Source organism: Legionella maioricensis (assembly GCF_023618015.1).
In the GTDB taxonomy this organism is placed as follows: domain Bacteria; phylum Pseudomonadota; class Gammaproteobacteria; order Legionellales; family Legionellaceae; genus Legionella; species Legionella maioricensis.
The window spans coordinates 21,462-41,631 of record NZ_JAJKBJ010000010.1 but is presented as its reverse complement, the minus strand read 5'-3'; the positions used below and the strand labels follow the sequence as shown (position 1 = coordinate 41,631).

Here is a 20,170-nt window from a genome sequence, read left to right as displayed (position 1 = left end):
CACTCCCGATTTCAAAGAAAATCTATTAAATAAATCGATGTTTTTGTTTATAAGCACAAAAATGCGCTTAGGGCGATCAGTCAATCTGGGAAAATACTGCTGAGGAATTGATTATGCGAAAAAACGACGAAGATAATGAAGTCGGAAGACTCGCTGCTTTGCATGAATTACAAATTTTAGATACGCCACCAGAAGCGCGTTTTGACCGCCTTGTTCAGCTCGCAACAGATTTGCTTGGTGTTCCTATCGGTTATATCGCTTTTTTGGATGAGCAAAGACAATGGTTTAAGTCTCGACGGGGTTTACGTGCCAAGCAAACTCCACGCAGCATTGCATTTTGTAATCATACTATTCAGCAAAACGAACCATTGGTTATATCAGATACTCTTTTAGATAAGCGGTTTGCTAATAGCCCTCTTGTAAAAAAATCTCCATTTATTCGTTTTTATGCAGGAATTCCATTAGCCAATTCAAAAGGTTTTAATGTAGGAACATTCTGTGTGGCGGATAGGGAACCTTTAAAATTACAGCCTGAGCAGTTAAAAATTCTCCAGGAATTGGCTGCATTGGTTGAAGAGCAATTATCATTTCGTCAGGCTAATGACTTATTAAGAAAAATAAAAAAACAATTGGAATTACGTAATGATTTTATCCGCAAAGTATTTAGTTTTTATATGTCCGATGACGTCGTATCGTCTATTCTCGATTCGAATACGAAACAAAAACTTGGTGGCAAGGAGTGCAAAGTTACCATTCTTTTTAGCGATTTAAGAAATTTTACCCCGCTGTCTGATTCCTTGCCAGCGGAACAATTAGTTGCAATTCTGAATAACTATTTTACTAAAATGGTTCATGTTATTGAAAAGCATAGAGGAACTATCTATTCCTTTATTGGTGATGCAATTATGGTTATTTTTGGGGCGCCTTATTCAACCCAAGATGACTCGTTAAGAGCCGTTGCTTGTGCTATTGAAATGCAACTGACACTGAAAAAAGTTAATATGATGAATAAAAAGAAAGGATTACCACAGTTGCTGATGGGCGTGGGAATTAATACCGGGTTAGCGGTAGTTGGGAATGTGGGGTCCAAAAAGCGGATGCAATACAGTGCAATAGGATCGTCAGTTAATTTATCATCGCGTATTCAGGACTTTAGCCTGGGGGGACAAGTATTAATTTCTGAGGCAACTTATTTGGAAACAAGTAAGGATCTGGAGATTAGTGGCCATCTCCGGGTTAAAACAAAGGGTTTTGATTACCCCATTCATATTTATGATGTCGTCGGAGTCAACGGAGATTATCATCTCCATCTATAATGCATGCCATCTTGAATGCATGCCATCTTGAATGCATGCCATCTTGATCTCTTTACGTCCTCTCGCTCTTCTCACGTCATCTTGACTTCCACTACGTCATCTTGATTTCCCTACGTCATCTAACTCTTCACTCCATCCCGAACCTCTCACGTCATCCCGAACCTCTCACGTCATCCCGAACCTCTCACGTCATCCCGAATGAAGTGAGGGATCTCCTGCAATACGCACCGTACTACATCAAGGAGATCTCTCGCTGCCGCTCGAGATGACGTAGGGGAGTCACGGTGGCGCAGGGGAGTCACGGTGGCGCAGGGGAGTCACGGTGGCGCAGGGGAGTCACGGTGGCGCAGGGGAGTCACGGTGGCGCAGGGGAGTCACGGTGGCGCAGGGGAGTCACGGTGACGCAGGGGAGTCACGGTGGCGCAGGGGAGTCACGGTGACGCAGGGGAGTCACGGTGGCGCATGGGAGTCACGGTGACGCAGGGGAGTCAAGGTGACGCAGGGGAGTCACGGTGACGTAGGGAAGTCAAGATGACGTAGTGGAAGTCAAGATGACGGGGAGAGGTGATCGAGATTATTTTTTAATTTCATAACCGGCATCTAACCAACCTCGTAAACCGCTTTCTAAAGAATAGACTTGCGAATACCCCATTTGTTGCAAACTGTCTGCAACCAGAGCACAACGAAAACCACCACTGCAATAAACAACGATTGGCGTATGATTATCGGGAATTGCCTTTTCAATATCCCGTTCAATGATCCCTTTACTCATGTGAATTGCTGTCGGTATATGTCCGGTAGGCCATTCATTGTCTTCTCGAACATCAATTAGAGCAAAAGGTTCTTGCTGATCCATCTTGTCTTTCAATGCTTGAGGGGTTATTTCTTTGATTCGTTTTTTAGATTCATCTACTAAGGTTAGAAATCGTGAAGAATGTTGTTTCATTATTGCTCCATAAATTAATGATCCACGGGATAAAATTTCTAGGTTACACGATATTAAAGCTAATTATTCCATAATGCCATTCCATCCTGATTTTGGCGGTTGGGTTTTAAACTGTTGACATCGTGCAATGAAAATAGGGGCTATAGCATCTGCGGGATAAATTTCCAGGCATTTTTTAAAGCAAACAATTGCCTCATCCCAACGTTGTTCTTTATACGCTGAGAATCCTTTTTCAAAGCAGGGATTGTATGCACCCAGGTCAAATTCGAGAGCTAAAGCATTGTCCGTTAATAATTCATAAATGCAGCAGCTTTGAGTCCGACCTTCAACTACAACGCAATCAATCATTCGGAATAAAAATTGATCTTTTATTTGTTCATAGACCGTATCACTGACAATTATTTTAGTTTTATAATTTTTATTGATACTCTCAAGTCGGCTGGCAATATTGATCGAATCGCCAAGGGCCGTATAATTTAATCGTTCCGATGAGCCCAAATTACCTACAATGGCATCTCCCATATGGATACCAATACGGGTAAATAAAATTTTCTTTCCTTCTTTTTCCCATTTGGTATTCAATTCATTCAATTTTAATTGACAGCGAAGAGCCGCGCGGGCTGCATGATAGCATGGGTTATCATTAGGTAAGGGTGCCCCCCAAAAAGCCATAATGGCATCACCAATATACTTATCTATGGTTCCTTTTTCAGCGATAATGATTTGGGTTAATTCCTCCAAATACTCTCCCATCTGTATCATTAGTAAATTGGGCTCTGTTTTTTCGGCGAGAGTCGCAAAATGCTCAATGTCTGAAAAGAAAACAGTAAGTGTTTTTCGAACACCTCCTATGCGTACGTCTTCTCCTGATTCAATTAACTGTCTTACGAGAATCTTAGGTATGTATCTTTGAAATAATTTAAGTCCAATTTTCATTGAATGCACTGCATCGCGCAATTGAATGATTTCTTTTATCCTGGATTTAATCGAAATTTCACCATCAAGATTAAAATGCTTTATGTTTTCTGTTTCAGCCACAAGAGATTTAAGCGGTCTTACAATACGAGCAACTAAACCGGATACGAACAGGATTCCCAAAAGTAAGATGATAAAACTGATGTATAAACTCATCAAATTTATTCTTCTCAAATCGCTGATAAAATCACTTTCCGGAACGACAATTCCGATAAGCCAGCCATAGCTTTTCAACGCTTCGACTGGTTCGTAATTTATCATATAATTTTCACCCTCATGTTTATAAGAAAATGTGAGTTTTTCCTGTCCACTTTTTTTATACAGTTCTAGCGATTTGTCGATTAAGGGTATTGAATCATTATGTACATTATGAAATTTTCCCGTAGAAACATTCATGTCAGTAAAAGGTTTTTTATTTGGATATGCAATTAATTTCCCTTTATTTGTGATAATAAAAGAATAACCACCAGCGGTGATTTTTTGATTTTTGATAAATTCAGTGAGTGTAATTAAATTGATATCAATGCCAAAAGCGCCATAAAATTTCCCATCTTTAAATACTGGCGATGCTGTTGTTATTCCTACGTCAGGAGGAGGATCAAAGAAATAGATATCAGTCCATATCGTTTTCTTTTCTTTTTGGGCCTGATGATACCAGACTCGTTTACGATGATCGTAACTCAGGTCAGGAGATAGGTATTGTTTAATTATTTTTCCAGAGTTATCTCTATTAATAATGGTATGTGTTGCAGGATGGGTTAGGCGGTTATAAATTTCGGATGTGATAGTTCCATTTTTTTCTTTTTGAGAATAAATGAAATTGCCCTGTTGGTCACCCCAATAAGCTCCAGCTACGAGAGGTAACGTTTTGACCATGCCCATGGTTAAAGGAACTAACTGGGCTGGGCCAGCTTTAATAATATTTTGCTGAATAAGATGCCCAGTAAATTGACTGTTAACTGCAGCAGGATTGATATTCTCAGTTAATTCACGTAATACGAATTCTGAGGCATGCTTCATGTGTTCATGGGCTATATAAGTTAATATTTTTGTATAGCGTACTGTGGCGACGAGAAGAATTAATAAGGCAGTGATGAGAAATAAAGAAATAAAAATAAAGAGCATACTGGATTTAAGAGGAATAATTAGCTGATTTATTTTTTTAAACAGATTTCCAATCATGCTGCGTCCTGTGCAAAGGATTAATTCCATTCAGGATTAATTATAACTCATTTTTCACACCCCATATCCCTTTTTTATTTGGATTTGCCAAGGTCTGGTTCAGGAGATGAAGAAATTCTTTTCGACTGATAATCTTGGCCCCTAAACTAAGTAAATGTGGAGTCGGCATTTGGCAATCAATGAAATCAAAACCCCACGTTGTCATCGTTTCACATAAGAAGTATAAGGCAATTTTTGAAGCATCGGTTACCATATGAAACATAGACTCGCCAAAAAAAGCAGCTCCTAAACTAATACCATATAATCCACCTACCAGATTATTTTTTTCCCAAACTTCAAACGAATGGGCATAACCCATATGATGTAAATTGATATATGCATCAATCATTTCATTGGTTATCCATGTTTTGTTAAGGCGATCAGAAGAAGTGGCACAAGCGGTAATTACTTCTTGAAACGCCGTATCTATAGATAATCTAAATGGTTTTTTTAAGGATTTTTTTAAACTTCGTGATAACTTAAAGTCGTTTGGTTTTAAAATGAGTCTTGGATTAGGTGACCACCAAAGAACAGGGCAACCGGGTTCATACCAAGGAAAAATACCTTGGGAGTAAGCCTGTAATATGCGTTGAGGGGATAAATCACCTCCAATAACTAATAAGCCTTGTCTGTCGCTGGTCTCCGGGTGAGGAAAAATATAATTATTATCGCTATAATCCAATCTCGTCCTCTCCAGATAATAAGAAATTAATTCTGTCTGAAAAAACCGGGTGAGTAAACCACTCATTAATTCAAAATAAAAATATTCATCATTAATATTTTAGCAGCTCTGAATACAAGCCCCACCTGACCGTTATTAATTGATTATCAAGATAACAAAGTGATCAATTTGTATATTTTAAGAACTTGTCTTACACTTTAGATGAGTTTAATCAGCTGGGATGCTAATATGAAAAAAATAATACTCTCGTGTGTAATAGCTTCAAGTACATTAGGTCTGTCAAGCTGTGTAACTGAGACAGTATATTCACCTGGATACAATAGTAATTACGTCTATTCTACCGCTTCTTACCCCAGTTATGGATATGGCAATTATTACGGGGTCGGTTGGTATGGTGGTCGAGGCTGGCGACATAATAATTGGTATGGTGCTAGATCATGGAATACCGGCTGGCATGGCGCTGGTTGGCGAGGTACCGGCTGGCGTAATACTGCATGGCGTGGCGGATGGCACGGCGGCTGGCATGGCGGCGGTGGTTGGCACCGTAGATAACACTTCATATTTTTGAATTAGTCTAAAAGCGCGATAAGAGATTTTTCTTTATCGCGCTAAACTTGTTAAGTAATTGTTATTAATTACTCATCTGTAATATCATTTAATCTGATTTGCAAATTCACCCGTCATCTTGAGTGTCTCATGTCCTCGAGATGCTTGGCGCACTCTAAAATGTATTGGGGTCAGTAGTGAGAATTTATCATGTTGTAAAAAATATAGTTTTTTCCCTTTTAGCGAAAAGAACAGTAGGTGTCAGAATTCTACTGATTAAAGATGAAAAAATTTTATTGGTTAAACATACCTATCAACCTGATTGGTACACTATTGGCGGTGGAGTTGAATCAGGAGAAACCCCACGCCAAGCTATAGAAAGGGAGCTTCAGGAAGAGGTTGGGGTTGTGTTAAATGCCCCACCTGAATTATTTTCAGTTTATTACAGCAGAAATGAAAAACGTGATGATTATATTATTTTCTATATTGGTCATGCAGGGGCACAAGAATTAGTGACTTCGTCTGAAATCGCAGAGCAACAATGGTTTCCCGCTAATCAATTACCCCCAGATCTTTCACCGGCAACCCGCCGCAGAATCCAGGAGTATTTCAAGGAAATTGAGATCAGTGAGCGATGGTAGACTCAATTACCCTAGTTGAAGGTTGGTTAGTTCGGCTTGTTCTTTATGCGTTGAGATGGGCTGTTCATTAAAAAAAGTCAGGCCGCTTTGTTGATGAACCTCTTGATCTGATATTCGAGTGAGAGGGGGAGCGTCCAAAGTCAATTTTTTACGAGGACTAATTTTTAACAGTCCCAACCCGCCATTTCTCTGCAGCGGTGTTTCATAATTAAAACGCAATTCCAAGAGTTCTTCGCCGCTCAGTTTAAATTTATAGGAGGCCAGCATGCGAAATAATGATAAAACTTCGGTCATGGCAATGCGTAAACCCGGGCATCGCCTTGCTCCTGTTTTAAAGGATAAGAGTCCTCCGGGTTTTTCCAATGTACCTGGGCGATTTAAAATCCCCTCCTCAGTAAAAAAATTAGAATTATAAACATTCCCGTTACTGTCCTTGGGGCCCCATCGTTCTGGAAAAATGTCCTTTGCACTCATTGTGGTTTTACCCAAAGCCTCTTGGCCCTCTTTTGATAGGGTAAGGTCAGGAAAATGAAACGAATGAGTGTGTAAGCTTTGCATGGGAATAAATACGAGCGCACCTGCGGGTAAAGTTAGAAAAGTACCATCAATATCGAGAGTAATTGTTTCATTAATAATTTCTGGAACAATAGGGGCGGGAGGTGATAAGCGTAATGCTTCCAGCAAAACTGCTTCGGTATAAGAGAAGTTATGACTATCCCAAGGTGAGTGTAATTCAAAAAGTTCCCCTGCAGCGATTTTCTGTTGAATTTCCTTTTTAACTATGGAGTAGATGCGTTTATCTTGAACTGCTATTCTCAACGCGGTGATTAAAACGGTGGCTGTGGCATCGAAACCTAATAAGGGAATGAATAAACTTTCATTGACCACATCTCTTATGAGCGCGGACAAAGGGCTATCATCTTCATGTGCAATAGCATATTTCAACAGAAGTTCAGCCTGTTCGGCGCTCAGCTTGCTGGAGGTAATACCCAGTTGTTCCAGTTGGCTTTTTATTTCAGGATTCTGGATGACTCTAACAGTGAGCAAATAATTAAGCCAACTTTGTTCTTGCATTAACTGTGAGGTTATTGCTTTTGTTGAAAAAATAAGGCGGCAACCCAGTTCAAATATTCTATTCCTTAAGAGGAAAAGATTTTTCTCTTCCTCTTGTCTGATCGGCTCAAGGCTGAATAAACAGTCTATTAATTCCTTGGTTAACTTGGAGCTATAAAGGGTTTCAAATGGATTAATGATGTCCTGACCAAAATAAGTAGCGAGTAAAACTCGCCGGGATAGTTTGTCCATGACTTCGCTAAGTGTCTTGCCTTGCGTTTTTTGTTGGGCTTCATATTCCTGGAAAAAATCAGCGACTACTTTAGCTACCTGAGGTCTAAAGGACTCGTTACGCAATAATATAGCGCTACGTATCATTCCATGAGTATTTGAACCCAGATTGGACGACATCAAATTATCTTGACCCAATATGACTGCCAAACGATTAAAAAATTGTTTTTGTCCAAATTTTTTCTCATTATTTCTTGCATAAAGCCGTTGAATTGCCGTTTTGTTTGATAACACAAAGACCTGAGTCGTATTAGGCAATCTAAAATAGCCAATACCAGAATGTTGTTTATCCAGCGAACGTGTGGCAAGTTCTGAAATGAAAGTCATGAAATGGCTTTGCAATGCCAATTTTGCTGAAGGTGAGTTCGTCTTCAACATAGTAAGATCTTTTATAAGAGTCAGATAATCAACTGAAGAGGGGGAAGTTATTTTTGCAGTCATGGCTCTCTGGCGCAGTTGATAATTTAGCACGAGCAAAATGGCGCCCATAACAAAAAGAACAGTAAGTGTCATACACACGCCTCCCGCAGGTATAAAACAAGGATTAATCCAGCTTGGCTCAAATTACATTTTGTCATTAAAAACAGTAAACCGTCTACAAGAGAGATTAATTAAAAGAATGTACTCGTTTTTAGACGCATTTTAGTCATATTAAATACTTGAAGTATTTTGTGATCAATAAAAATCATTCAGAGTCTAAGGTGGGATGGACTGCAAAAATCATCTCTTTACTTAAAGAATAACTATCAATATGATAAATACCATGTACCAAAGGATGTTGTGCCCCCTGAAGTCCATCGGTATAGCGTTCTCTTATAATTACAATAATGGAGTAAATTGATGAAGAAGGTATTTTCAATAGGAGTAGTACTCGGCGCAATGGTTAATCCTCTCTGGATGACTAGTCTTAATGCTGGGACAATGGGACCGATTGGAACAGAGCACCAGTGGACTGGTTTTTACGTTGGCGGTAATTTGGGCGGCAAATGGGGTAAATTTACTGCCCCGGTAACTATTGAAACTGCCACAGTATTAGGAAGAGTTTTAGGGCCATCTATTCAATTTTATGATGTTACTCCCAGTTCATTCACGGGAGGTGGTCAAGTTGGTTTCAACTGGCAACATAATCACTGGGTTTTGGGTGCAGAAGCTAATATAAATGGCGAAGATTTAAATGACTCTCATATTGTGTCGGCAGCAGAGCTTTATCCAGGAACTCAATTTGTAGCTGGGGATATTCTCTCTACTGAGAATGATGTGCAGGCCTCTATACTTGGTCGTCTTGGCTATGCAGCGGATAATTGGTTATTGTATGGGACCGGTGGTGTAGGGTTTGCCAACGTGAAGTTTCTCGGTACCTTTGTTCCCTCTGTTAGTGGAGGTATTCGTTTTCCTGGCGCGTATAACTCAAGTACTCATAGGCTAGTTGGAGGTACTTATGGTGCCGGTATAGAATATGCGTTGACTCAAAATTGGCGCATGGGTGTTGAGGGTCGTTATACTGATTATGGAAGAAGACAATATCCTCTTGGAAGCGTAGCCATTTTTGGTCTTTCTAATTCCGCCTTTATTTATCGCCCGGCCTCAGCTGATCTTTGGTTGCGAACAGGAGAAGTTGTACTCAAAGTTAACTATCAATTCGCCTGATTTTTTGCCGGTTGCTGGCTTCTTTGCATCATCAGGCCTTGTATAATGCTATATTAAAGCAAGTTTCTCACCGGCCTACCGCAGGCCGGTGAGGTTTTAATAAGTATTTAAAATACGAATACTAATAATTATTCCACTCGTTGAAATTGAATAACCACATCTGCGCTTATTCCTCGAGCTACAGATAAAGTTCCTTTTGCATCTCCTGAGTTTTGCGAAAAATGACCAGCCAGGTCGCCGTATTCTGTTTTAATCGTAACAACCCCATTAATACAAGTTCCTGTCAGTCGTTTTTTGGCATGAGCAGGGCAAAGGAGACTTCCTGAGTCTTTGTTTGAGGTCACTTCTATTTTAAATGAACCGGTATTGTCTACAGTGCTAACTGTTCCTGCTCCATGATAGATACACTCACCTATAACCCAATTCGATGCTTTACCAGTTCCCGCCCAATGCCCAGCAATATATTCACAAGCGTCGGGGGTGTTTGAATGAACAGTAATATCAGCTTGGGACACGGGTGTAAAAGATAGTGTGGCTGCTGTAAGTCCCATCAATAAAATTTTTTTCATTTCTTCTCCTTGAATAGTAGGGGTTAATAATATAGACCCAATATGGTTAGTTGCAAATAATATTGCTCAAGGGAATTTCAATAATTGCTGACAAAACTAATGAGAAAAGATACTGCTGGTTAGCATCGCGATAACAAAATACTTTACTTAACTTATAATTTTATTGATCTAAAATAAGTGCTAAGTCTATGATAGGAAGCAAAATATTCTCAAAAAATGGATTTTAAGATGCAAAAAATAGTTAAAGTCGCTTTATGCCAACTTTTTATCGCTGTAGTATCTTTTCTATTTGCTCCCCTAAGTGATGCAGCCAAACCACTATGGACATTTACTCCTGATCCTTATTACTCGCCAACTGTGTCGATAACATCAGTGGGATCGGCAACCGTTAAATACGTGGTAACCAATCAATCCCATCAACGACATACTTTGGTGATGAAACCAATTGCAGGGATTACTCAGATCACCACAGGAAGTTGTAAGAACCCATTTATTTTAGGTTACCTGGAGTCTTGTACCCTTAATTTGTTTGTGAACGGAAGCGCGCTGACCAGTAATATTCAAGGTGGTCCTGTTGTGTGTCAACAAGGAAGCACTTCTGAGTGCTATCAACCTGCTGCTAATAATGTTTTAAATATTACTCGCATTCCCTTAGCACAATATCTAATTACTCCCACTGCCGATGTGAATGGAGCCATTACGCCAAGTACGCCACAAACCGTTGTTGCCGGAAGCAGCCTAACCTTTACTGCCATACCTAATGCTCATTATCTTGTAGAGCAATGGTTTGTGGATGGAGGTATTGCACAGCAAGGGGGCTCGACGTTTACTTTGTCTTCCATTACCGCTAATCATACAGTGGAAGTAACCTTTACTCGGTCAGGGATCATATATGCCGGGACTTTAAGCGGTTATGTTTATTTTTCTACCGATAATGGTTTAACTTGGGCTAATACGACTGTGCCATCACCTGGCTCTGCAGTAAATAGCGTATTTGCTACGCAAAGCACCTTATATGCCGGTAGTGCAGATGGTAAAGTATATTATTCAACCGATAATGGTATTTTGTGGAGTTCTACCGCTTCTGTTCCTGGTGGCGTATCCGTAAATAGTGTTTTTGTTGCAATTATTAATAGTGTTCCAACCATTTATGTCGGAACCCAAGACGGTCATGTATATCACTCAACTGACGGAAATACTTGGACTGCTACTGCAAATCCAGGTTCTGGAGCGGTAAATAGCCTGTTCATTACCTCTTCAAATACTATTTATGTAGGCAGTGGGGATGGCAATGTCTATTACTCCACAAACAATGGTATTAATTGGACACAGATTAATGGCCCAACAACCCCGGTTGCCGCGCCCATCCAAAATGTTTTCGCCACTAACAGCCAACTCTATGTTAATACGCGACAAACCTCATCTAACAGCACCTTACCACCAGGAACAATAGATTTTGAATACGCTTATTCCAGCAATAGCTTGACCGCCCCCAACCCAACATGGACTCTGTTTTCTCAAATAACGTATACCTTATTTGTCATTTCAGATGCGAGCGTTATCCATGCGGGTACCCAGAATGGTCATGTGTTTTCCTTAACTACTGGGGATGAATTGGGATTCATCACGTATAGTCCAATTACCAGTTTATTTTTTCTAAGCGCAGCATAGGGAGATGATTCATGTTAAAAATTAAAAAAGTAGGGTTGTTCTTATTGCCATATAGTTTCATGGCGATGACTTCCTATGCCGATCAAGCAAATGCCTTAGCGAATTTGCCAAGCTCAGGTTTAAATTTGTTAACCCATGCGACGGTGATTAAACCTGTTGAACCAAAGACAAAAATATCCTTTATTGTCTGGTTAAAGTTACGAAATAAGGAGGAATTAGATCAACTGGTTAAAGATGTTTATGATTATAATAGCCCTCGATATCAGCAGTTCCTAACCCCCGCTCTTTACGAGCAAGAATTTGCGCCAAGTAAGGATGCAGAAAATGCGGTGCAACACTATTTTGCTTCTCAAGGGATGCAAGCAAAGGTCATTAACCATAGCGTTCGTGTAACCGCAACTGTGGAGCAAATTGAGCAGGCACTTCATGTGCAAATAAACTATTATCAATATCAAAATGAACGGGTTCGCTCCCATTCAAGCGCTCCGAAATTAAATCCAGAGATTGCCCAATATATTTCGGAAATTACTGGGCTTAGCACCATTCCTGAATTTCAGTCGAATATAAAGAGCGCTCAGACTAACAAAAAAGTAGTGCATGACTTAAATTTTATTTGGAATACTTTTAATCCTTCAGCTATTCCTACCGATATCTCATTGCAAGGCTTTAGCGGAAAGAACTTACAAAAAGCCTATAATTTGAGTAATATTCCTCCTGTTAATGGCATACATCTTGATGGATCGCAACAAACTCTGGTTATTGTTGATAACTGCGGTACCAATGGAGCGGCTCAAATTTTAAGTGATGCCAATCAATATTTTAATATGAATGGTATAAAACCTTTTGTGACCACCGGACCATTCAAGAATTTTGCAATGATCAACCCTGATGGCTCTCCTTATACAACATGCCCGAATGCCACATCTTTTAGTCGGGAAGTAGCATTAGATGTTGAATCCTCTCATACGATTGCACCAGGAGCCAATACGGTGTTGGTCTTAGGTGCTACTGATCAGCGAAGTACACTAATTGATGTAATTACTACGCTCCTTCAGAATTCTTATACCATTGCAGGTTTTTCTAATGCTTATGTAATTTCTAATAGTTGGAGCAGTCCTGAAAACGGCATCGATACAGCGCTTGAGTCCACGCTACAGTTGGCTGCAGCGGCCGGAATCAGTGTTAATTTTTCTTCTGGGGATTGTGGCGATAATACTTATAGTACGCAAACAAAATGCACTGGGACTTCGTCTTCGCCTCTAACCGTTAATTATCCTTCAAGTTCTGCGTATGTTACTGCTGTTGGGGCGACAGCATTATTTGTCGATAATACCTATCGTTATGCGTTTGAAACGGTTTGGGGAACAGTGAAACGAGTTAGCGGTACCTTATCCTACGATGGCGGCACCGGTGGAGGCATTAGTCAGCTCTATGGACCTGTTGCCTGGCAGAGTTCGATCAGTCACTTCACTGCAGGGGGGTATGGAGTGATTAACAATTATGGAAATCGTCGCGCATTACCTGATATTGCCATGCTTGGTGATCCGCAAACCGGACTGCTGATCATCGCCGATGGGGTCCAGGTTCAGGATGGAGGAACCAGCTTGGCTTGTCCTTTATTTTCGGGAACATTAGTTTTAGTAAATCAAGCCCGCAGTTTACTTAATAAAGGAACTTCTATTGGACAGGCAGCACCTTATTTATATCAAATGAATCAAGTGTTACTGGCGAATAGAGCTATTAATCTTATTATTCCTCCCGCTCTTATTATCAGTGGGGCAACACCACCACCGTCCTCATTGATACAGGGTACTCCAGCTCCGGCGTCTGCATTTACAATTAACAATATAACTTTTGGATGGGATTCAGCGCTTACCCTTGAACCTGAAGATCAATTTTGGAATGATGGGGTTGGGGTTGGCTCTCCAAATATTCCCAATTTTGTCTTAACGATGGCTAACATGTAGCAAGGAATAAATCTTATACTCTAACCAAGCCCAAGTTTATTTCGATATAATGAAACTCTTGGGCTAAACTAACCAAAATAATTAAAAGTGTGTCCTTAGATGGGGCCGATGCCAAGTATTTCGGATATAGAGGTAAATTAATGAACATCGTTGTTAAAGTTGGAACCCAAAGTATTTTGTCACATGATGGAACCCCTTTTGAACCTATTATGCTGCATTTGGTTGAGCAAATTGTGACCTTACAAAAAGCAGGACATCAGGTGGTATTAGTGAGTTCGGGGGCAGTGGGTTCAGGCCGCAAGGTCGCCCATCAGACTCTTGGGCGTCAGTACGGTAGTTCTACGGGTGAAAAACAACTTTTAGCTTCATTAGGACAGCATGAATTGATGCATCTTTATGCTTCAATGTTCAAAGTACACCATATCCTGGCCTCTCAGATATTGCTTACCAAACAGGATTTTCAAACAAGACAGCATTACTTAAATATTGCCCGATTACTACGAGAAATTTTGCAGCAAAAAAATATTGTGCCCATCGTTAACGAAAATGATAGTGTTGCTATTGAAGAATTGATGTTTACTGATAACGATGAGTTGGCTGGCCTTATTGCCGCACAAATGAATGTTGAAAAATTAATTATTCTAAGCAATGTCAAAGGGGTTTATACCGCTCATCCAGATACGCAGGGTTCAGAAATTATTCCTGTTATTGATCCGGAAAAAGGTTGGCCGGAAGTTTCTCCTGCTAAAAGTGCGCAAGGCAGGGGGGGGATGAGCAGTAAGCTTGCAACGGCCCGTAAAATGTCAAGTTTAGGCATCACAACACATATAGCCAGCATTGATATTCCTTCAGTGATTACTCGTATAATAGGAAAGGAGGAGTTAGGTACGGTTATTTTGCCATCTAAGAAAAAGTCAAATATAAAGAAATGGATGGCTTATAATAACAATAAGCAAAATGGGTCGATTTCAATAAATCAAGGTTTATTTGATATTTTAAAAGAAAATAAACGAGTTATCAGTATATTGCCTGTAGGCATAGAACAATGTAGTGGTGATTTTAAAAAGGGCGATTTGGTTGAAATACTTACCCCAAAAGGACAGAAAATAGGTATAGGAATAGCTAAATATGATGCAAACAAATTAAATGAGTACTTGGGGATAAAAGATAAACCAGGATTTATTCATTACGATCATTTGCATATTTTTTAGGAGTTTTTTTGCTAATGGACACTCTTATTGAACAGTTGAAAGCCGCCAAAGAAACAAGTTATCGCTTAAAGCTTTTAACCAAGACGAAACGTAAAGAAGTATTGTTGAGTCTTGCTGCTCATTTGCGCAAAGCGAGTCATAAAATAATTGCAGAGAACCAGAAAGATCTTCTCTTGATGGCAAAAGATGATCCTCGATACGACAGACTGCTTTTATCTGAAGAGCGAATTAGTGCGATTGCAGATGATGTGGAATTAGTTGCTTCTTTACCCGATCCCTTAGGAACTATTTTAGAGGAACAATTGCGCCCCAATGGTTTGCGAATTCAAAAAATTTCTGTTCCCCTTGGTGTGGTAGCGGTGATTTATGAGTCCAGACCTAATGTGACTATTGATGTTTTTTCTTTATGCTTTAAAACAGGGAATGCTTGTGTTTTAAAGGGGGGAAAAGAAGCCTATCATAGCAATAAATATCTTGTATCGCTGATTCATCAAAGTTTGCAAGAGCATCATCTTAGTAAGAGCGCCGTTTATTTATTGCCCCCTGAACGCGAGGCCACGCATCAGCTTTTGAATGCAACGAAATTGATTGATGTTTGTATTCCAAGAGGAAGCCAATCATTGATTCAATTTGTTCGTGAGCACGCTAAAATACCGGTGATTGAAACAGGCGCAGGTATTGTTCATATCTATTTCGACTCCAGCGGTGATATAGAAAAAGGCCGTTTGATTATCAATAATGCTAAAACAAGAAGAGTCAGTGTTTGTAACGCTTTAGATACTTTAGTCATTGATGAAAAAAGTTTAACCCATTTGTGTTTTTTAGTAGAGTTACTTGCATCAAAAAATGTTGAAATTTATGCAGATGATTTAAGTTATAAAGCCCTTAGGGCCGCTTATCCTGAATCGCTTCTTCATCAAGCAAGTCCTGATGACTTTGGCCATGAATTTTTATCCTACAAGATGGCAATCAAAACAGTTTCTTCAGTAGAAGACGCGGTGAAGCATATTATGGAATACACCTCAGGTCATAGCGAGGCCATTATTGCCGAAGATCCCTTGGCAGTCACTTATTTTTTAGATCATGTTGATGCAGCTGCGGTGTACGTTAATGCTTCGACTGCGTTTACAGATGGTGGGCAATTTGGTATGGGGGCTGAAATTGGGATTAGTACTCAAAAGTTGCACGCTCGCGGCCCCATGGGTTTGGCTGCCTTAACCAGTTATAAATGGCTCATTTTTGGAGACGGTCAAATCAGAGCGTAAAGGGTTAATCAGTTGTAAACAAGAAGCAAAATATCCATAGGTACTCTTTGAAATCTTAAATTGCACTAGGGGGACAATTGGTTCTTCGTCCCGCGACTTATCCGGTGTTGTTGTATCAATCAATTTCAGTACTTACGTCCGACGGCTTGTCTGTGGGACGTAGGGCATAAATTTGATTGATGCAATAATACCGACTTGTTTGCGGGATCCAGTTAGAGTTACTCGAATCCAAGAGGCTTTTGTTTTGTGATATTTCCAAACGCCACGAATAAAATTGCGACGTGTCGGGAGTTAGGACTCGATATCTGGGAAAACCCTATGCTATGCTAAACATTGTTTTTATAACCGTGTAAGGAAACATGATGTATTTAAATATAAGAAATTTCTTAGGTCCGCTGTTCCTCATTCTTTCATGCCCTATTTTTGTGATGCTGATGTGGTATACCAATACCGAGCTTAACGGTTCTTTGTCTGCTTTATGGAATTTGGTAAGTGAGCAAGGCTTGGTGCAAACTGTTTATAAGGTATGGGCACCATTTTTTTGGGGTTCTTTTACAGCCTGGAAGATTATTTTTGTTTTTACTCTGTTTCAATTGGCATTAATGCGGTTATTGCCCGGAAAAACATTTGAAGGTCCGATTACACCCAAAGGAAATATTCCTGTTTATAAAGAGAATGGGGTATTAGCATTCATTACTACTATGTCCGTATTTTGTCTGGCTACTTTTGGCTTGAATTTATTTTCAGCTACTATCCTGTATGACAATTTAGGGGCCATTTTAGGTGCACTTAACCTGTTTAGTCTTCTATTTTGTGTGTTTTTATATATCAAAGGGCGTTTTTTCCCTTCATCTACGGATTCAGGCATCACGAATAACATGCTCTTTGATTATTATTGGGGAACGGAGCTGTATCCTCAGGTGCTGGGCTGGAGTATCAAGAAATTTATTACCTGCCGTTTTGGAATGATGAGTTGGGGACTTTTTCTGCTCTCTTATGCTGCAAAACAGGCAGAGTTAGGTGGCTTGGCCAATTCGATGTTAATTTCTGTTGCCTTACAGCTTTTATATATTGGGAAGTTTTTTATTTGGGAAAAAGGCTATTTGCGTTCACTGGATATTATGCATGACCGGGCTGGTTTTTATATTTGCTGGGGTTGTATGGTTTGGGTTCCCTGCATTTATACTTCACCGAGTATGTATCTTGTTCTTCACCCTATTCAGTTAAGTCTGGGATGGGCAGCAGCTATTTTTATTTTGGGGGCTGGAAGTATTTTTATCAATTATTGGGCCGATGCACAACGACTTATTACCAGAGCAACTCAAGGACAATGTACCATCTGGGGAAGAAAGCCTGTTACAGTTTTAGCTCATTACCAAACTACTGAGGGAGATAAAAAACAAAGCCTATTACTTGCTTCCGGATGGTGGGGAATTGCAAGACATTTTCACTATGTTCCTGAGATAGCCGGAGCATTTTTTTGGTCAGTCCCGGCCTTGTTCGAACATTTTTCTCCTTATTTTTATGTCTGTTTTTTAACAATCCTTTTATTGGATCGTGCATTTCGTGATGATAGACGATGTGCTAATAAATACGGTCAAGACTGGAATAAATATTGTCAATTGGTCCCATATAAAATTGTCCCATTTTTGATTTAATAGCGACTAATGGATTAGAAAGGAGAATTATCGAGTTACTCATTTAAAAAATCATAATAATAAAAGAAAAGGAGTTTCTTTATGGATACCAGCGAGCATACAGAATTAGGTGATTCATTACGATTTGGAGATTGGGATGAATTACAAGGCAACCCTTATGTAAGATTTAATGAGCAAGGTACCTTGCTTTTAGAATTGCAGGGTATTAATGAGAACGGTCTTCCAGAAGGTATAGATTTAGAGATGACTGCCGGACAGATTATGGCGATGTCCGGTGATTATTTCGGTGGCAGGGAGGTCGAACTTGATCTACCCAGCCAACAGGACTTTGCTCGTCATCGAAAGAGTTTTCAAACGACTTACCAGTGCGAAGATCTGGGGGAATACTTAGTTAAAAAACCGGTTACAGCTACTGAAGAGCAAAAATTAGTCAAGTCATACCAGAAGTTAGCTAATTCTAATGTCAATGAAAGTGATATAGAAACGATTTATAAAATTAATAATGCGAACTATATTCCTTTCTCATCAACCTTGAATAGTTATGTCCAACAATTAATGTTTGCTCTGCGCGTCAACAATTATAGTGAGATACTTAATCGAAATTTATCGCATTTTACACCCTGGTCTGTTCGTGTTTATATGCTGGGACATCATATAGCACTCAAATATGGCCGTATTTCCTATGAATTAAATCAATTGATTAAAGACCAGCATTATCAATCAGATAACCAGGACTTTAATTCCCTGATAGAGATGATGCATCAATCAGGATTCAGTATAACAACAGAAAAACTAAAGGATTTAGCTTATAGATATCAAGCCTTAGCTCTGGGAATGGAGCTGTTTTGTTTTCATTACTATAGCGATCATTATGCCGCAGGTCACGGAGCCATGATGGGGGATTTGCGGGTTTTATTGCCAGCCCGTTTTGGAACTTTAGGTAGTATTTTAGTTAATAATTTACATGATGAATTAAATCAGGTCACTGTTTATACTAAAAGACCTTATGATCCAACACCTGATCTTACGGAACCACCAGTTGAAACAGGGGGCGATGGTGATTTTAATAGCGCCAAAAATTATTATAACAAACAATCTTGTATTGCCGGTCTTCAGGAGTCGATGGAAGACATTCGTCGGGTTTTTCAAGGCAATGAATTACCTAGCCAGATAGAATATGGCGGGTTGCAACGATTGCCAGATATTGATGTCAAGTACCGTCAGCCTCAGCCACTTTTTTTATTGGGTGAGGATAATAAAATTTATTATCGCACGGAGCTGAGTAAAATTCATATGCTCTCTCCCTCCGATTTTAGAGCCGCTCATGCTAGTCCTCAAGAGCATGGTTATACGGAATTAAGCAATATATTTGAGGCTCTTCTTTTGGTTACAAAGTTACGTTTACTTTCTTATTTTTATCAAGGAAAATTGCAAACGCTTACAGCAGACGAACTCAGTCGTATTGAGCAGGAAGAAGCGCAACTTAATCCGGGACGACAACCTATTCCTCAACCTCCTCTGTCAACTGGACTACAACCAGTTCCAGTTGCGGTTACCGTACCTCATTGGCAAAGACCTGCGAGCAATGACACAATGATGCACGGTTTAAACAGGAATGGTTTATTAGCCTCGTCTAAAAATCAAAAAACCGATATTGCTCTCGATATAACAGAAGATGTTGGTTTTACTTTATAACGACGATGATTGAGTAGGAGACTCATCAGGTATGCGTTCATAACCTGATGAGCTCCTTTTTCAAATTTTTTATTACTGACTTCTTTGATCTGCGTTTGTATTCAGGCGTGTATTCGTTCCAGTTTTTCTTGATGAGGAAGATCTGTTTGCAGAGCTTGCCTGTGTCGAATGAGTACTCACTCTGTGGGATGCATTTGGGGAGCCTGTTGCTTTATTTTTACTATGTTTTGTAGCTGGGTGGGCCGATTTAGAGCGTTGTTTCGTGCTTTCTTTTAAATGTCCCGTCACACTATTAGCTACCCGAGTACCGGCTTTTCTTAGATCATTCATATTATTCTGCGCAGCTCTTTGAGTTTGACTGATGGTTTCTTGTGACTGTCTCATCATTTGACGGGACATATTAAGCCAATGATTTTCCATAATATCAAACATATCTTGCACGTAATCCAATGCTTTGTGTCCATTTTCAATCATTACTTCCATATTTTTTTCTAAGACTAGTTCAGGTCTATTAGAATTTAACAATTCATTAGGTTTGATATAACTAAAACTTTGCATTGTTTTCACATTTAAATCGAGTAATTGACGAAATGGTTTTTCTAAGGCATTCATATTTTGGTACTGCGTGTATTGATTTGGCATCATCATCTCCTTATGGTGCTTTGCACAATAATAAGCCTAGTAGTTAAATTTTATTTGTCAATATAAGGTGGTTTAAGCCAAAACTAAGGCAAACAGTAAATTTATAAGAAAAACCATTATCCTATTCGACAATTGCTTTTCCAGTCTGATGGAGGGAGATTCGAACAAAATGCT

The 20,170-nt window shown here is 39.6% G+C and carries 16 protein-coding genes; 10 read left to right on the top strand and 6 right to left on the bottom strand.

From position 1 onward, the window contains the following. Nucleotides 1–113 precede the first annotated feature (113 nt). Nucleotides 114–1,316, top strand: coding sequence for an adenylate/guanylate cyclase domain-containing protein (locus tag LOX96_RS09655; RefSeq protein WP_250421690.1), 1,203 nt, complete (start codon nt 114–116; stop codon nt 1,314–1,316). Between the two features lie 574 nt (nt 1,317–1,890). Here the strand turns inward: LOX96_RS09655 and LOX96_RS09650 are convergent. The 3 genes from LOX96_RS09650 to aat all read right to left on the bottom strand — a co-directional run bounded on the left by LOX96_RS09650 (nt 1,891) and on the right by aat (nt 5,140). Further along, the gene (locus LOX96_RS09650) at nt 1,891–2,262 is read right to left on the bottom strand and encodes a rhodanese-like domain-containing protein (RefSeq protein WP_250424059.1); all 372 of its coding nucleotides are present in this window, start codon (nt 2,260–2,262) and stop codon (nt 1,891–1,893) included. A gap of 63 nt (nt 2,263–2,325) precedes the next feature. Then, on the bottom strand, nt 2,326–4,419 hold the full coding sequence (locus tag LOX96_RS09645; protein WP_250424049.1) for an adenylate/guanylate cyclase domain-containing protein: 2,094 nt from the start codon (nt 4,417–4,419) through the stop codon (nt 2,326–2,328). A gap of 40 nt (nt 4,420–4,459) precedes the next feature. Then, a complete protein-coding gene (gene aat, locus LOX96_RS09640) occupies nt 4,460–5,140 on the bottom strand; it encodes a leucyl/phenylalanyl-tRNA--protein transferase (RefSeq protein ID WP_250424047.1) in 681 nt (226 codons plus the stop codon). 228 nt (nt 5,141–5,368) lie between these two features. On the opposite strand from aat, the gene LOX96_RS09635 reads away from it, so the two are divergent. Together LOX96_RS09635 and LOX96_RS09630 are read left to right on the top strand one after the other, a co-directional pair. Beyond that, nucleotides 5,369–5,692 carry a hypothetical protein gene (locus LOX96_RS09635; protein WP_250424045.1) on the top strand — a complete coding sequence of 108 codons (324 nt, stop codon included), beginning with the start codon at nt 5,369–5,371 and terminating at the stop codon, nt 5,690–5,692. A 191-nt stretch (nt 5,693–5,883) separates the two neighbouring features. Next, the gene (locus LOX96_RS09630; protein ID WP_250424043.1) at nt 5,884–6,327 is read left to right on the top strand and encodes an NUDIX domain-containing protein; all 444 of its coding nucleotides are present in this window, start codon (nt 5,884–5,886) and stop codon (nt 6,325–6,327) included. A 6-nt stretch (nt 6,328–6,333) separates the two neighbouring features. Here LOX96_RS09630 and LOX96_RS09625 read toward each other — a convergent pair whose 3' ends face one another. Then, entirely contained in the window at nt 6,334–8,184 is a 1,851-nt protein-coding gene (locus LOX96_RS09625) for a cytochrome P450 (protein ID WP_250424041.1), read from the bottom strand. A gap of 327 nt (nt 8,185–8,511) precedes the next feature. Between LOX96_RS09625 and LOX96_RS09620 the strand changes: the two genes are divergently transcribed. After that, the gene (locus tag LOX96_RS09620) at nt 8,512–9,318 is read left to right on the top strand and encodes an outer membrane protein (RefSeq protein WP_250424039.1); all 807 of its coding nucleotides are present in this window, start codon (nt 8,512–8,514) and stop codon (nt 9,316–9,318) included. Nucleotides 9,319–9,446: 128 nt separating this feature from the next. Here the strand turns inward: LOX96_RS09620 and LOX96_RS09615 are convergent, their stop codons facing one another. Next, entirely contained in the window at nt 9,447–9,887 is a 441-nt protein-coding gene (locus LOX96_RS09615) for a hypothetical protein (RefSeq protein WP_250424037.1), read from the bottom strand. A gap of 228 nt (nt 9,888–10,115) precedes the next feature. On the opposite strand from LOX96_RS09615, the gene LOX96_RS09610 reads away from it, so the two are divergent. The 6 genes from LOX96_RS09610 (at nt 10,116) to LOX96_RS09585 (ending at nt 19,354) form a co-directional block, all read left to right on the top strand. Further along, the gene (locus LOX96_RS09610; protein WP_250424028.1) at nt 10,116–11,558 is read left to right on the top strand and encodes a DUF6242 domain-containing protein; all 1,443 of its coding nucleotides are present in this window, start codon (nt 10,116–10,118) and stop codon (nt 11,556–11,558) included. 11 nt (nt 11,559–11,569) lie between these two features. After that, nucleotides 11,570–13,525, top strand: a complete 1,956-nt coding sequence (locus LOX96_RS09605; RefSeq protein WP_250424027.1) for a S53 family peptidase — start codon at nt 11,570–11,572, stop codon at nt 13,523–13,525. A gap of 140 nt (nt 13,526–13,665) precedes the next feature. Continuing rightward, on the top strand, nt 13,666–14,736 hold the full coding sequence (gene proB / locus LOX96_RS09600) for a glutamate 5-kinase (RefSeq protein WP_250424025.1): 1,071 nt from the start codon (nt 13,666–13,668) through the stop codon (nt 14,734–14,736). A 14-nt stretch (nt 14,737–14,750) separates the two neighbouring features. Further along, nucleotides 14,751–16,001 carry a glutamate-5-semialdehyde dehydrogenase gene (locus tag LOX96_RS09595; RefSeq protein ID WP_250424008.1) on the top strand — a complete coding sequence of 417 codons (1,251 nt, stop codon included), beginning with the start codon at nt 14,751–14,753 and terminating at the stop codon, nt 15,999–16,001. Between the two features lie 362 nt (nt 16,002–16,363). After that, nucleotides 16,364–17,659: an ERG4/ERG24 family protein gene (locus LOX96_RS09590; RefSeq protein ID WP_250424076.1), complete on the top strand. Its 1,296-nt coding sequence runs from the start codon at nt 16,364–16,366 to the stop codon at nt 17,657–17,659. Nucleotides 17,660–17,740: 81 nt separating this feature from the next. After that, on the top strand, nt 17,741–19,354 hold the full coding sequence (locus LOX96_RS09585; protein ID WP_250424006.1) for a hypothetical protein: 1,614 nt from the start codon (nt 17,741–17,743) through the stop codon (nt 19,352–19,354). A 72-nt stretch (nt 19,355–19,426) separates the two neighbouring features. Here LOX96_RS09585 and LOX96_RS09580 read toward each other — a convergent pair whose 3' ends face one another. Next, entirely contained in the window at nt 19,427–19,996 is a 570-nt protein-coding gene (locus LOX96_RS09580; protein WP_250424004.1) for a hypothetical protein, read from the bottom strand. Between the last annotated feature and the right edge of the window lie 174 nt (nt 19,997–20,170).

Coding starts and splice junctions, on each gene's coding strand:
- LOX96_RS09655 (WP_250421690.1), top strand. CDS start 114: ATGCGAAAAAACGACGAAGATAATGAAGTCGGAAGACTCGCTGCTTTG.
- LOX96_RS09650 (WP_250424059.1), bottom strand. CDS start 2,262: ATGAAACAACATTCTTCACGATTTCTAACCTTAGTAGATGAATCTAAA.
- LOX96_RS09645 (WP_250424049.1), bottom strand. CDS start 4,419: ATGATTGGAAATCTGTTTAAAAAAATAAATCAGCTAATTATTCCTCTT.
- LOX96_RS09635 (WP_250424045.1), top strand. CDS start 5,369: ATGAAAAAAATAATACTCTCGTGTGTAATAGCTTCAAGTACATTAGGT.
- LOX96_RS09625 (WP_250424041.1), bottom strand. CDS start 8,184: ATGACACTTACTGTTCTTTTTGTTATGGGCGCCATTTTGCTCGTGCTA.
- LOX96_RS09620 (WP_250424039.1), top strand. CDS start 8,512: ATGAAGAAGGTATTTTCAATAGGAGTAGTACTCGGCGCAATGGTTAAT.
- LOX96_RS09615 (WP_250424037.1), bottom strand. CDS start 9,887: ATGAAAAAAATTTTATTGATGGGACTTACAGCAGCCACACTATCTTTT.
- LOX96_RS09610 (WP_250424028.1), top strand. CDS start 10,116: ATGCAAAAAATAGTTAAAGTCGCTTTATGCCAACTTTTTATCGCTGTA.
- LOX96_RS09605 (WP_250424027.1), top strand. CDS start 11,570: ATGTTAAAAATTAAAAAAGTAGGGTTGTTCTTATTGCCATATAGTTTC.
- proB (WP_250424025.1), top strand. CDS start 13,666: ATGAACATCGTTGTTAAAGTTGGAACCCAAAGTATTTTGTCACATGAT.
- LOX96_RS09595 (WP_250424008.1), top strand. CDS start 14,751: ATGGACACTCTTATTGAACAGTTGAAAGCCGCCAAAGAAACAAGTTAT.
- LOX96_RS09590 (WP_250424076.1), top strand. CDS start 16,364: ATGTATTTAAATATAAGAAATTTCTTAGGTCCGCTGTTCCTCATTCTT.
- LOX96_RS09585 (WP_250424006.1), top strand. CDS start 17,741: ATGGATACCAGCGAGCATACAGAATTAGGTGATTCATTACGATTTGGA.
- LOX96_RS09580 (WP_250424004.1), bottom strand. CDS start 19,996: ATGCCAAATCAATACACGCAGTACCAAAATATGAATGCCTTAGAAAAA.